15 protein-coding genes are annotated in these 13,633 nt (G+C 51.2%); 8 read left to right on the plus strand and 7 right to left on the minus strand.

From position 1 onward, the window contains the following. The first annotated feature begins 65 nt into the window (after positions 1-65). Positions 66-380, plus strand: coding sequence for a flagellar hook-basal body complex protein FliE (gene fliE, locus EOS97_RS19325; RefSeq protein WP_000719042.1), 315 nt, complete (start codon positions 66-68; stop codon positions 378-380). A 119-nt stretch (positions 381-499) separates the two neighbouring features. On the opposite strand, the gene EOS97_RS19330 is transcribed toward fliE, so the two are convergent. The 3 genes from EOS97_RS19330 to yedE all read right to left on the minus strand — a co-directional run bounded on the left by EOS97_RS19330 (position 500) and on the right by yedE (position 2,586). Beyond that, positions 500-886, minus strand: coding sequence for a hypothetical protein (locus EOS97_RS19330; RefSeq protein WP_000639596.1), 387 nt, complete (start codon positions 884-886; stop codon positions 500-502). 264 nt (positions 887-1,150) lie between these two features. Next, a complete protein-coding gene (gene yedF / locus EOS97_RS19335) occupies positions 1,151-1,384 on the minus strand; it encodes a sulfurtransferase-like selenium metabolism protein YedF (protein ID WP_000790504.1) in 234 nt (77 codons plus the stop codon). Next, the gene (yedE, locus tag EOS97_RS19340; RefSeq protein WP_001669248.1) at positions 1,381-2,586 is read right to left on the minus strand and encodes a selenium metabolism membrane protein YedE/FdhT; all 1,206 of its coding nucleotides are present in this window, start codon (positions 2,584-2,586) and stop codon (positions 1,381-1,383) included. The genes yedF and yedE overlap by 4 nt, the downstream gene beginning before the upstream one ends. A gap of 185 nt (positions 2,587-2,771) precedes the next feature. On the opposite strand from yedE, the gene yedD reads away from it, so the two are divergent. Next, positions 2,772-3,185, plus strand: coding sequence for a lipoprotein YedD (gene yedD, locus EOS97_RS19345; protein WP_000754694.1), 414 nt, complete (start codon positions 2,772-2,774; stop codon positions 3,183-3,185). A gap of 39 nt (positions 3,186-3,224) precedes the next feature. On the opposite strand, the gene amyA is transcribed toward yedD, so the two are convergent. The 4 genes from amyA to fliD form a co-directional block, all read right to left on the minus strand. Then, complete coding sequence (gene amyA / locus EOS97_RS19350) at positions 3,225-4,709, minus strand: alpha-amylase (protein WP_000795481.1); 1,485 nt, start codon at positions 4,707-4,709, stop codon at positions 3,225-3,227. Positions 4,710-4,780: 71 nt separating this feature from the next. Continuing rightward, positions 4,781-5,149: a flagella biosynthesis regulatory protein FliT gene (gene fliT / locus EOS97_RS19355; RefSeq protein WP_000204899.1), complete on the minus strand. Its 369-nt coding sequence runs from the start codon at positions 5,147-5,149 to the stop codon at positions 4,781-4,783. Further along, positions 5,149-5,556 carry a flagellar export chaperone FliS gene (fliS, locus tag EOS97_RS19360; protein ID WP_000287764.1) on the minus strand — a complete coding sequence of 136 codons (408 nt, stop codon included), beginning with the start codon at positions 5,554-5,556 and terminating at the stop codon, positions 5,149-5,151. The genes fliT and fliS overlap by 1 nt, the downstream gene beginning before the upstream one ends. A 14-nt stretch (positions 5,557-5,570) precedes the next feature. After that, positions 5,571-6,974, minus strand: a complete 1,404-nt coding sequence (fliD, locus tag EOS97_RS19365) for a flagellar filament capping protein FliD (RefSeq protein WP_000146806.1) — start codon at positions 6,972-6,974, stop codon at positions 5,571-5,573. A gap of 256 nt (positions 6,975-7,230) precedes the next feature. Here fliD and EOS97_RS19370 point away from each other — a divergent pair, with 256 nt between their 5' ends. The 6 genes from EOS97_RS19370 to dcyD all read left to right on the plus strand — a co-directional run bounded on the left by EOS97_RS19370 (position 7,231) and on the right by dcyD (position 13,630). Next, positions 7,231-8,733, plus strand: a complete 1,503-nt coding sequence (locus tag EOS97_RS19370) for a FliC/FljB family flagellin (protein ID WP_023212507.1) — start codon at positions 7,231-7,233, stop codon at positions 8,731-8,733. Between the two features lie 78 nt (positions 8,734-8,811). Beyond that, entirely contained in the window at positions 8,812-10,017 is a 1,206-nt protein-coding gene (gene fliB / locus EOS97_RS19375) for a flagellin lysine-N-methylase (RefSeq protein WP_058805646.1), read from the plus strand. Between the two features lie 196 nt (positions 10,018-10,213). Further along, positions 10,214-10,933, plus strand: coding sequence for an RNA polymerase sigma factor FliA (locus EOS97_RS19380; RefSeq protein ID WP_001087453.1), 720 nt, complete (start codon positions 10,214-10,216; stop codon positions 10,931-10,933). 58 nt (positions 10,934-10,991) lie between these two features. Further along, on the plus strand, positions 10,992-11,543 hold the full coding sequence (gene fliZ, locus EOS97_RS19385; protein WP_000218080.1) for a flagella biosynthesis regulatory protein FliZ: 552 nt from the start codon (positions 10,992-10,994) through the stop codon (positions 11,541-11,543). A gap of 146 nt (positions 11,544-11,689) precedes the next feature. Next, positions 11,690-12,490 carry a cystine ABC transporter substrate-binding protein gene (gene tcyJ / locus EOS97_RS19390; protein WP_000761630.1) on the plus strand — a complete coding sequence of 267 codons (801 nt, stop codon included), beginning with the start codon at positions 11,690-11,692 and terminating at the stop codon, positions 12,488-12,490. Positions 12,491-12,643: 153 nt separating this feature from the next. Next, positions 12,644-13,630: a D-cysteine desulfhydrase gene (dcyD, locus tag EOS97_RS19395; protein ID WP_001128188.1), complete on the plus strand. Its 987-nt coding sequence runs from the start codon at positions 12,644-12,646 to the stop codon at positions 13,628-13,630. Positions 13,631-13,633: the final 3 nt, after the last annotated feature.

Consider the following 13,633-nt stretch of genomic DNA (forward strand, 5'->3'; position numbering starts at 1 on the left):
AACGCCTTTATCTTATTGACAAACTGGTAATCTCTGCTGCGTAAAAAATCATCCAGGGGAATAACATGGCAGCAATACAGGGGATTGAAGGGGTTATTAGCCAGTTACAGGCGACGGCGATGGCCGCAAGCGGGCAAGAAACACACTCGCAGTCGACGGTGAGTTTTGCCGGCCAGCTACATGCTGCGCTGGATCGTATTAGCGACAGACAAACGGCGGCGCGCGTTCAGGCGGAAAAATTCACTCTGGGTGAGCCGGGCATTGCGCTTAATGACGTGATGGCTGATATGCAAAAAGCGTCCGTCTCTATGCAAATGGGGATTCAGGTGCGCAATAAGCTGGTCGCCGCGTATCAGGAAGTCATGTCCATGCAGGTTTAAGCCAGGGCTGACAACACATCCGCAGCGAACTCCCGGGCGCTTACCTAAGTCAGCGGCGGGGAACGCGACGCCCATGCAACCAGTGCGTGATTATGTGGGCTTATTTTTGCGAGGCGCGCTCATTTTATTGATAAGCGGGTTGCACATTGTTGCAGGGACTTATTAAAAATAGGGTACGCCTGTTTACTGACGCCATTCATTCCTACTATTCGTTCTGACGCTATTGTCATTGAGTTTGCAATCCAGAATGTTCCTGCAATATATGCGCCGTTGCGATAATACACGGTAAATTCTTTATTAATGCCTGGAATATCTGTTTCATGGAGATCCAGTATATACCCATACGGGGACAGATTATCAGCGAGACAGCGGGCAATGGCGCTCGGATGTGCATTGACCACTGTGACGGGTGAGTAACGGGCAGCGGCAAGACAGACGACTCCAATAATGGAGATGAAAATAATTTTTATCATTTTTTTGGCTTCTGCTGTGCATAAATAAATCATCACCTGATAATGTCAGTGAGTAAAAATATAAATACCTGATAGTCTTTTATGACGTAGAGGGAAAATAATAATTATTTTATGTTTTGCTTAAAATAGTCATGGGTTTTTCATCGGCTCAAACAAAATTAAAACGGTATACGTTATATAATAGATTTATGCCACGGCGCACAAGACGACCTTGTCTGATTTCTTTTATGCGTTTTAGATTTTTGCCGGTTATGCCGTAAAAGGTCTCCCGCCGTAACGTACAGCGGGAGTATGCGCTTATTTTTGAATCAGATAACGAATTGTCGGGCCATCCTGTTGGATATCCAGCACCGTATAACCGTGATTGCGCGCATCCAGTGGAATATTATTAATGGACTGCGGACAGTCGCTCACCACTTCCAGGATCTCACCTTTTTTTAGCTGCGGCATCGCTTCCAGAGTGGCGACCGCCGGGTACGGGCAAGGTTCGCCAACCATATCCAGACGGTAATCAGGGACGATATTTTTCATACAGATTCCTTAGCAGGCGTCAGCCCCGCACGGCGGAAAAAACGTTTTTCCCAGCCGATGATTAACATCAGCGCGGTAAATAACAACAGATAGGTGACCAGCAGACCGCCCAGCGGACCAAAGGTATTCAGCAGGTTAACTTTATCCCAACTGGTCGCCAGCGCGGGCGCGAAATCATCCCAGTAGTAAGCCAGGATGGTTGAACCGATGACATTGCCGAGGCCCACCCACCAATAATGCACCTGGCCTTCTACGGCGCGGTACATCCAGCCGGTTTCGCAGCCGCCCGCCAGCACGATGCCAAAACCGAACAGCAGTCCGCCAATGACCGCATTCGGGCCAGCCCACATAATTTTAGGTGCAACGCCCAACTGCACGTAGCTGAAAATACCAATGGCGCTGACCGCCATGCCGAAAATAATCGCTTTCGCCATATGGGCGCGTCCGGAGATCCACAGGTCGCGAAAGGCCGAAGTAAAGCAGATTTGCGCGCGCTCGATCAGCAGCCCAAACCCGACGCCGAACAGCATCGCCAGCCCCAGTTTCGGCTGATGCATTGCCGTTAATAACGCCCAGCCAATCATGCCGATAAAGACCAGCATACCGAGCCTGAAACGCCGTCTTGCCTGATCCGGTTTCTGCGTCAGTGGCGAAGCCGCGGAGACCTTTTGCATTTTCACCGGTATGCGAAACATCGGCAGCAACGTAAAGCGGGCGCCGAACCAGGAGCCGATAGCGGTCGCCAGCGCAAAGAACCACGCGTGTAGGGAGAACTGCGGGATTCCGGTAAAAAAGGCGGCCAGGTTACACCCCATCGCCAGACGCGCGCCGAAGCCAGCGATCATGCCTCCGACCACCGCCTGTACGATACGGATTCGGCTGCGCGGCATACGCAGTTTTACGTTGTTGGCCCACAGCGCCGCGGCGAAACAGCCGCCGAACATGCCGAGGATCATCATGCCGTCGATACGCGTCAGCGGCGTACCTTCCAGATGAATCAGCTTGTAGTAGCCCCACTGTTCGGCATGAACGCCAAAAAGCTGCAAAATTTGCCCGCCCCAGCGGGTAAATTCGCCCGTCACGGCCCAGAACGTGCCGGTGATGCCAAAATAATAGGTAGAGAGAATACCGGCTGCGATCACCGCAGGGGCCGGCGCCCAGAATTTAATTAACCAGGTTTGCTTGAAGTGTTGCCATGACATGTGTTTAGCCTCTGAACTCAGAAGGTGTGAAACAAGAAGTGCGCATACTACACCGATCACAGAATTTGCCTACACCTAATAAGCGGTAATACCGACTGGATCAAATTGCGGCCAGCGCCTGGAAAGGCTGGCGGCGTCAGGGCTTTAATGCCACAATTCCTCTTTCTTCTGATGCAGGATGAATGATGAAAAAAGTAGCGATCGTTGGCGCATTGCTGGTTCTGGCCGGATGCGCCGAGGTGGAAAACTATAATGATGTGGTGAAAACGCCCGCGCCGGCCGGTCTGGAAGGGTACTGGCAGTCAAAAGGCCCGCAACGTAAGCTGGTGAGTCCTGAAGCTATCGCCAGCCTGGTGGTGACTAAAGAAGGCGATACGCTGGACTGCCGCCAGTGGCAGCGCGTTATTGCTCTGCCGGGCAAGCTGACCATGCTCTCCGATGACTTAACCAATGTTACGGTTAAGCGTGAGCTCTATGAGATTGAGCGCGACGGGAATACCCTGGAATATGATGGCATGACGCTGCAACGGGTCGCTCGTCCGACGCCGGAGTGCGCCGCCGCGTTAGAAAAAACGCCGCTGCCGACGCCGCTGCCGTAATTTCGCTTCCCGGCAGCGCTCTGCCGCCGGGAACGCTCATCACACGTCCTCAATGACCCACACGCTGACGCTGCCTGCGTTGCAGAAGAACGTCGCTTCGCCTTGATCATTAGTTACAACATGCTCACTGCGGTTTCCCAGAAAATCACGCCAGGTCTTGTTAGCGTAATTGTCGCCGAGCAGGAGGGTTTTTTCACCGTCGTCGCCATTGGAAAGTACAACCACACAGCCTGGATTCTCTTCAGTACCGCTGCGACTAAAGGCGATACAGTTAGGATGATCGAAAAAGAGTGTTTGTATACCGTGCGCAAAACGCTGACGAGCGAGGATCAGCCGATCCAGTTGGTTAATCACCGGCATGTCGACCCGACAGGTCTCGCCATTTTCGCCGCTATCTTCATAGCTGGCGCCGTATAAATCGGGATAAAACACTGACGGTACGCCGTTTTCACGAAGCAGGATCAGCGCATAGGCCAATGGTTTGAACCAGGGTTCTACCGGCGCTTCCAGCGCCTGTAACGGTTGTGTATCGTGGTTAGCGACCAGCGTCACCGCATGAAAAGGGTCGGCTTCTACCAGAGTGCCGGTGAATATGTGGCGCATGTCATACTCCGCGCCCTGGCGCGAGGCCTCGTGAAATTTCATCTGCAACGGCGCGTCGAACAGCATGGTTTTCCCGTCGACCTGATCGATGTACGTTTGCAGTTTATCCACTTCATGCGACCAGTATTCTGCGACAATAAACAGCGGTTTTGGCGCAACCGCCTGTACATGCTCAATCCATTCTTTATAAAACCAGGCGGGTATATGTTTTACCGCGTCCAGGCGAAAGCCGTCACAGTGGGTTTGTTCCATGACCCAACGAGCCCAATATTTAATCTCTTCCGTAACCGCGTGATTGCGAAAATCGATATTTTCCCCCATCAGATAGTCGAAATTACCCAGCTCATCATCAACCTGATCGTTCCAGCCATCGCCGGTATAGTCATTGACGATCTTAAAAATGCCGTCTTCGTCGGGATTCTCGATGTGATCAATGCCGCTGAAACAGTGATAGTCCCAAATAAAGTTGGAATACTGGCCCGCGCGGGCAGGGAAGGTGTAGCGCGTCCAGCCTTCGCATTCAATGATGTTGTCATCGATTTGCGTGCGGTCATCCTGATTCACGCGCTGAACGCGGATACGTTCTTTTTCGTCTGCGCCCATTTTGTGGTTCACGACGACGTCGAGCAGCACCGCAATATTATTTTTTTTGAGCGCGTCTATCGCCGTCAGTAACTGGCGTTTATCGCCGTACTTTGTCGCGATAGTTCCTTTTTGGTCAAATTCGCCGAGGTCAAACAGGTCGTAGGTATCATAGCCTACGGAATAGCCGCCGGAGGCGCCTTTACAGGCGGGCGGTAGCCAGACCATATTGATACCAATATCATTCAGCCCATCAGCACGTTCCGCCAGCTCAGACCAGAGTTTACCGCCGTCGGGATAATACCAGTGGAAGTACTGCAATAACGTGGGGTTTTTCATCTTCCGTGCTCCAGAAGTCGTTTAGCCGACCTCTGGAGTATGGAAGAATTTTCATACGAGACGGGAAAATATTATGAGGCGCCAGGCGCGTCTGGCACGAGTAACATACCGGAAAGACGGCCATACGCGTTGTTGAGTGATTTTTGGCGGGTGGATTGTCCGATCAAACTACTCAGTTCATCCAGTCGCTGTTGCAGCAGCCCTTTCAGGAGCTGCTCATTATCCAGCGTTTGTTTGATGTATCCGGCGACCATATCCTGAATACTTCGCGTAATGCCCGGTGGAGTTTGCTTTTCCATCACCGTTTCAATACTTTGCAGATAGGAGACCTCTTGTTGCAGTAAGAGATCCCATTCACCTCGCTGCGCAAGTTCAAGCAGCGATTGACTGAGCAGCGCAATACGCTGCCAACGGTTGATAAACTCCACGGTTGAGGTCATTAACGAGACTCCTGGAAAGATGCTTTCGGTGAAATCTGCTTCCAGGCTTCTGCAATATTGCTGAGTAACCCTTCCACTTCTTCGATGGCCTGAGCGTCGTTACGCAAATTAGCCTGCAGTAAACGGCGAATCATATAGTCGTATAGCTCGGAAAGATTCGTCGCAATCTCACCGCCTTTTTCCTGATCGAGGCCGGCTTTCAGCCCGTTATCGATAATATTGATGGCTTTGCTTAACGCTTCACCTTTCGCGACAACATCGCCTTGTTCTAAAAACAGGCGAGCGCGCACCAGAGCGCTATTCGCGCCATCAAACAACATTTCAATCAACTGATGCGGGCTGGCGCTCATCACGGCGCTTTCCACGCTGACTTGCGCATAAGCTTTGATACCGCTCGCGGTGTACATGGTGACCTCTGTTATCAGGACTTGTTCATAGCTGTAAATTGCTGGGTCAAATAACTACTGGTGTTATTCAGCTTACTCATCATGGTATCCAGTTGGGTAAACTGGGCCTTGTAACGGGCAACGGTTTCATCGATGCTGTTGCTAACGGACAGGTACTGTTTCGTCAGGCTTTTCAGCGTGGCGTTAACGTTGTCCTGCGCATTATCAATAATGCCGTCATCCGCCAGATAACTTTTCACTTCGGTGGCAATTTTGGTGGTGATACCCGTTTCTTTACCATCGCCTACCAGCAGCTCACGCGCTGCGGCTGTGTTATCTTTCAGTACTTTGGTCAGCTTATCATCATCAATCTTCAGTTTGCCGGAAGTCCCATCCTGGGTGATGCCAATTTCCGCCATTGTTTTGAACGCAGAATTACTGCCGCTATTGGCAAATTGTGCCCGAATCCCGGTCTGGATAGTACGAACCACACTATCGCCTAACAGCGCGCCGTTTTTATCGCTGGCTTCTTCGCCCGGCTCAACGGCGGTATATTTGGTTAACGAGCTAAAGGTATCCACCAGCGAGTTATAGGCATCCACCCAGGATTTAATCGCCTCTTTCGCCTTGGTATCATCTTTTGTTACCGTCACGGTCGCGTCGGTCACTTTCTTCGTCAGGGTGAGCGTAATTCCCTGAGGGGCGTCGGTTACGGTATTGCTCTGACGCTCAATGTCGATGCCGTTTACGTTCAGCTTCGCGTTTTCTGCTTTCACCAGCTCTTGCATATTGCCGGTATTGGTGGTGCTGTCATAAGCGAGTAAATCGTTAAGTTTTGTATCGCCTTCCACCGTGATCTTCATCGTATTGTCGGTACCGCTATTGGCGGTAAGCACCAACTGGAATTCGTTCTCTTTGACCTTAACGATGCTGGCGGCGATACCGCTGTCGGCGTCATTGATGGCGTCACGGATCGCCTCCATGGAGGTGTCGCCTTTATCCAGCTTAATTTCCAGCGGCTCTTTACGTCCCGGCTGTTCAATTTTAATTGTCCGGGACGTGACCGACGTATCGCCCAACTGCTCTTTGGTGGTTGCGAAGGTGGTTTTTGTCGCCAGCGACTGCGCGGCGGCAAGCTGGGTTACGCTAATCTTATAAGTCCCTGCGGCAGCGCCTGCGGTAGTACTGACTTTGAGGTCCTCTGTCGTGCTGGACGCCACGGTAGACTTAAATAAATCCGCTTTATTTAACGCGGTATTTGCCGTCTGGAATTTTTCTAATGCGCTTTTCAATGTGCCATAGGCGGTTAGCTTTGCCGAATTCGCGCTCTGCTGTTTGGTAATTGGCGTTAAGCGTCCTTTTTCGTTCTTTGTCAGGTCTGTCAACAACTGGTCTAACGGTAAGTTTGATCCCACACCTAATGATGAAATTGAAGCCATGCCTTCTTCCTTTTTGATTGCAAACAGTAGTTAAGCGCGTTATCGGCAATCTGGAGGCAAAGTTTAATGATAATTTTGCAAAAATAATGCGCGGAATAATGATGCATAAAGCGGCTATTTCGCCGCCTAAGAAAAAGATCGGGGGAAGTGAAAAATTTTCTAAAGTTCGAAATTCAGGTGCCGATACAAGGGTTACGGTGAGAAACCGTGGGCAACAGCCCAATAACATCAAGTTGTAATTGATAAGGAAAAGATCATGGCACAAGTCATTAATACAAACAGCCTGTCGCTGTTGACCCAGAATAACCTGAACAAATCCCAGTCCGCTCTGGGTACCGCTATCGAGCGTCTGTCTTCCGGTCTGCGTATCAACAGCGCGAAAGACGATGCGGCAGGTCAGGCGATTGCTAACCGTTTCACCGCGAACATCAAAGGTCTGACTCAGGCTTCCCGTAACGCTAACGACGGTATCTCCATTGCGCAGACCACTGAAGGCGCGCTGAACGAAATCAACAACAACCTGCAGCGTGTGCGTGAACTGGCGGTTCAGTCTGCTAACAGCACCAACTCCCAGTCTGACCTCGACTCCATCCAGGCTGAAATCACCCAGCGCCTGAACGAAATCGACCGTGTTTCTGGCCAGACCCAGTTCAACGGCGTGAAAGTCCTGGCGCAGGACAACACCCTGACCATCCAGGTCGGCGCTAACGACGGTGAAACCATCGATATCGATCTGAAACAGATCAACTCTCAGACCCTGGGTCTGGATACGCTGAATGTGCAGAAAAAATATGATGTGAAGAGCGAAGCAGTTAAAAGCGGCGGTGGGGCAACACTCAATACCACTGGTCTTAATGATGCAGCTCTTAAAACGGGTGTTGGTGGTGCAACAAACGGTACTGCTGCAATTAAGGATGGTAAAGTCTTCTTCGATGCAACTGATAATAAATATTTTATTGAAGTAGAAGGTTTAACCGCTGGCGACGCTACTAAAAATGGTGTTTATGAAGTTAGTGTTGCAGATGATGGCACTGTTACAATGCCGACAACCACGAAAGTGACAGGAGGCATGCCAGCCACGGCGACGGCAGTAACCGAAACGCAGCCAAAACCTGTAGCTCTCAGTACAGCAGTTAAAGATCAGTTGACCGACAGTGGTATTAGTGCTGCTGATGCTGCAAAAGGTCAATTAGTTACGATGTCTTATACGGATAAAAACGGTAAGACTATTGATGGCGGTTTCGGTGTTAAAGTTGGGGCTAATATTTATGCTGCAACAAAAAATAAAGATGGATCGTTCAGCATTAACACCACTGAATATACCGATAAAGGCGGCAACACTAAAACTGCACTGAACCAACTGGGTGGCGCAGACGGTAAAACTGAAGTCGTTTCTATCGACGGTAAAACCTATAATGCCAGCAAAGCTGCTGGTCACAACTTCAAAGCACAGCCAGAGCTGGCTGAAGCGGCTGCTACAACCACTGAAAACCCGCTGGCTAAAATTGATGCCGCGCTGGCGCAGGTGGATGCGCTGCGTTCTGACCTGGGTGCGGTTCAGAACCGTTTCAACTCCGCTATCACCAACCTGGGCAATACCGTAAATAACCTGTCTTCAGCCCGTAGCCGTATCGAAGATTCCGACTATGCGACCGAAGTCTCCAACATGTCTCGCGCGCAGATTCTGCAGCAGGCCGGTACCTCCGTTCTGGCGCAGGCGAACCAGGTTCCGCAAAACGTCCTCTCTTTATTGCGTTAATCCGGCGATTGATTCACCGACACGTGGTACACAATCAAGGCAGCGAAAGCTGCCTTTTTTAATTCCGGAGCCTGTGTAATGAAAGAAATCACCGTCACTGAACCTGCCTTTGTCACCCGCTTTTCCTGTTCTGGCTCGGCCTGTCGCGACCACTGTTGTAAGGGCTGGAAAATCACGCTGGATAAGACGACGGTCAAAAAGTATCTCGCCAGTAAAGACGCGACGATTCGTACCATCGCGCAAGATAATATTATTCTGCTGAAAAAGAACAACAGCCACTGGGGCGAAATTAAGCTGCCTTCGGCGCTGGGGAATTGCCCTTATCTGGATGAGGACCGTCTGTGCCGGGTACAAAAAACGTTAGGCGCAAAGGCATTAAGTCATACCTGTTCCTCTTTCCCACGGGCGCACCATACCTATAAAAATGAGGTACGTAACTCCCTGAGTCTTGCCTGCCCGGAGGTAACGTCGCGTATTTTAAACGATCCTGACGCGATGGCGCTCGGCGAAAAAACAATCATTCAGCAGACATTCAATACTGCGCCGTTATTCCCAGCGCAGCAAAAGTTACTCAATCTGTTTTGCCTGAGTCTGATCAACCATGCCAACAGCAGTACGGAAGCCGCGCTCTATGCGTTGATTAAATTCGTCATGTATGCACAGAAATTTGCCAAAATTGATGATGCCGCGCTGGGTGAACTGGAACAGGTGTATGCCGCGCTACTTGAACAGTTGCAGACCGGCGTGCTGGCGCAGGAATTGATGAATATCGCGCCGGATAGCAAGGTAAAAACCTCGCTGGTATTGCAGATGCAGGACTATTTCCGCTCGCTCCCGCTTAATCGTGGCAGTGTTATCCTCGATCACTACATCCAGTGTCTTCTGCGGGTGCTGACGGCGGAAGAGGGCGTTTCAATGGAGCAGAAGGTGAGCGATATTGAGTCCTCATTAGCGCGCTGTTTACAGGCGGATGAGCAGCAGAAGAACTGGGCTTTCAGAAATTTAATTCTCTATAAAATTTGGGAAAATAATTTCCCCAACCAGCCGAATGTCGACCCGTTACGCGCGCTGTATATTATCGTGGCGGAATATGCCTTTATTAAGCTATTAACGGCAGCCAGCGTGCATGAGCGCGGGCGGCTTGAGTGGGATGACGTTACCAATATTGTGTATAGTTTTCACTCCCGCAGCCAGCATAACAGCGAGGTGGCGGCGAATTTTCATCGCCATATAGAAACGGTGCGTACTGGCGACGATCTGTCGATGATTCATCTTCTGACATAGTTTTGTTCGGGGTGGGCTTTTGCGCATCCCGTTTATCCTATCTGGCTGATTTTATTCTGCTCTTTTAGCCGCTAAAAAGGCGCTACAGGTTACATAAGTGAAATAACCCTTCTTTTATAGCCTTATTCCTTCGATAGAACCCTCTGTAGAAACGGATAATCATGCCGATAACTCATTTAACGCAGGGCTGTTTATCGTGAATTCACTGTATACCGCTGAAGGTGTAATGGATAAACACTCGCTGTGGCAGCGTTATGTACCGCTGGTGCGTCACGAAGCATTGCGCCTGCAGGTGCGATTGCCGGCGAGCGTGGAACTGGACGATCTGCTACAAGCGGGCGGCATCGGGTTATTAAATGCGGTCGACCGATATGACGCTTTGCAAGGAACGGCATTTACCACTTACGCAGTGCAGCGTATTCGTGGGGCGATGCTGGATGAATTACGCAGCCGCGATTGGGTGCCGCGTAGCGTCCGGCGTAATGCCCGCGAAGTGGCGCAGGCGATGGGACAACTGGAGCAGGAACTGGGGCGTAATGCGACGGAAACCGAAGTGGCGGAACGTCTTGGCATCCCTGTTGCGGAGTATCGTCAGATGTTGCTCGATACCAACAACAGCCAACTTTTCTCTTATGATGAGTGGCGGGAAGAGCATGGCGATAGCATCGAACTGGTGACTGAAGAACATCAACAGGAAAACCCGTTACATCAACTGCTGGAGGGCGACCTGCGACAGCGGGTAATGGACGCGATTGAATCGCTGCCGGAACGCGAGCAACTGGTGTTAACGCTGTATTACCAGGAAGAGCTCAACCTCAAAGAGATTGGCGCGGTACTGGAAGTTGGCGAATCGCGGGTCAGCCAGTTGCATAGTCAGGCCATCAAACGATTACGCACCAAACTGGGTAAGTTATAGGTCGCGCATGGTCGTACCCGAAAAGTGCCGCACAACGTATAGACTACCAGGAGTTCTCATGACGGTGCAGCAACCTAAAAGGCGGCCCTTGAGCCGCTATCTTAAAGACTTTAAACACAGCCAGACGCATTGCGCGCATTGTCACAAACTGCTCGACCGCATTACGCTGGTTCGCCGTGGCAAGATCGTTAATAAAATCGCTATTTCACAGCTGGATATGCTACTTGACGACGCTGCCTGGCAGCGGGAGCAGAAGGAGTGGGTGGCGCTGTGTCGCTTTTGCGGCGATTTGCACTGCAAAAAGCAGAGTGATTTTTTCGATATTATCGGTTTCAAGCAGTATTTGTTTGAACAAACCGAGATGAGCCATGGCACGGTGCGGGAATATGTCGTGCGTTTACGGCGTCTTGGCAATTACCTCAGCGAGCAAAACATTTCCCACGATCTGCTGCAGGACGGTTTTCTCGATGAAAGCCTGGCGCCATGGTTGCCGGAAACCAGCACCAATAATTACCGTATCGCACTACGTAAATACCAGCAATATAAAGCGCATCAGCAGATTGCGCCCAGACAGAAATCCCCCTTTACCGCCAGTTCTGATATATATTAAAAAAGCATAAGATGTAGCAGAGTCGTGTTGGTGAAACGTGGCAAACCTTCTACATTAGGCTGAGTCCCCCAAAGGTTCGCGAGACGTGACGATGCGCCATGGCGGGACACAGTCTATGGTCATTAACGGCAATATTCGGGGTTACTATGAAATTAGCACTACTGGGACGTCAGGCACTGATGGGAGTAATGGCTGTAGCGCTGGTGGCGGGAATGAGCGCGAAGAGCTTTGCCGATGAGGGTTTGCTGAACAAAGTTAAAGAACGCGGCACGCTGCTGGTAGGGCTGGAAGGTACCTATCCGCCGTTTAGCTTTCAGGGCGAAGACGGCAAATTAACCGGTTTTGAAGTCGATTTCGCCGAGGCGTTGGCAAAACATCTGGGCGTTAAAGCGTTGTTGAAGCCGACCAAATGGGACGGAATACTGGCGTCGCTGGACGCTAAACGCATTGATGTAGTGATAAACCAGGTCACGATTTCAGACGTCCGCAAGAAAAAATATGATTTCTCTACGCCTTATACTGTCTCCGGCGTTCAGGCGCTGGTGAAAAAAGGCAATGAAGGCACGATCAAAACGGCTGCCGATCTGCAGGGCAAAAAAGTTGGCGTTGGGCTGGGGACTAACTATGAAGAGTGGCTACGTCAACATGTTCAGGGCGTGGATATCCGTACTTATGACGATGATCCTACAAAATACCAGGATCTGCGCGTAGGCCGTATTGACGCGATTTTAGTCGATCGTCTGGCGGCGCTGGATCTGGTGAAAAAAACCAAAGGTACGCTGGCCGTCACCGGTGATGCGTTTTCGCGTCAGGAGTCCGGCGTTGCGTTACGTAAAGGCAACGAAGACTTGCTGAAGGCGGTAGATAACGCCATTGCGGAAATGCAAAAAGATGGCACCTTAAAAGCCCTCTCTGAAAAATGGTTTGGCGCTGACGTGACCCAATAATGCTCTACGTTGCCCGGCAGGCAGAGCGCCGCCGGGCAATATCAACCTCATACTATGTCAGCAAACGGAGGCGCGTGAATCGGCGCCTTTTTTATTTCCGTTGGATCAACGTGCATAATAAAAAGAACACACCACAACGTTACCGGAGGCTCAATGCCACTACATCACTTAACGCGCTTTCCTCGCCTGGAGCTTATTGGCGCGCCGACCCCGCTCGAATACCTGCCGCGATTGTCTGATTATCTTGGCCGTGAGATTTACATTAAGCGCGATGACGTTACGCCCATTGCAATGGGCGGTAATAAACTGCGTAAGCTGGAGTTTCTGGTGGCCGATGCGCTGCGAGAAGGGGCGGATACGCTGATAACCGCAGGGGCGATTCAGTCGAACCATGTCCGTCAGACGGCGGCAGTCGCGGCCAAATTGGGACTGCATTGCGTCGCTTTGCTGGAAAATCCAATCGGTACCACCGCGGAAAATTACCTGACGAATGGTAATCGCCTGTTACTGGATTTATTTAATACGCAAATTGAGATGTGCGATGCGCTAACCGATCCGGATGCGCAGCTGCAAACGCTGGCGACGCGCATTGAAGCGCAAGGGTTCAGGCCCTATGTGATTCCGGTCGGCGGCTCCAGCGCGCTGGGGGCAATGGGATACGTAGAGAGCGCCCTGGAAATCGCCCAGCAGTGTGAAGAAGTTGTCGGGCTCTCTTCGGTGGTGGTGGCCTCCGGCAGCGCCGGAACGCACGCCGGGTTAGCTGTCGGGCTGGAACATCTGATGCCGGATGTCGAACTGATTGGCGTGACCGTTTCACGTTCTGTCGCCGAGCAGAAACCCAAAGTGATTGCCTTGCAGCAGGCTATTGCCGGTCAGCTGGCGCTGACGGCGACGGCGGATATTCATTTATGGGATGACTATTTTGCCCCGGGTTACGGCGTGCCAAATGACGCGGGGATGGAGGCGGTGAAACTGCTGGCGAGCCTGGAGGGAGTGCTGCTGGATCCGGTATATACCGGTAAAGCGATGGCGGGTCTGATAGACGGCATCAGCCAGAAACGCTTTAACGATGACGGGCCGATTCTCTTTATTCACACCGGTGGGGCGCCTGCGCTGTTTGCCTACCATCCTCATGTATAACCT

It is taken from the genome of Salmonella sp. SSDFZ54 (genome assembly GCF_004010735.1).
Lineage (GTDB): Bacteria > Pseudomonadota > Gammaproteobacteria > Enterobacterales > Enterobacteriaceae > Salmonella > Salmonella enterica.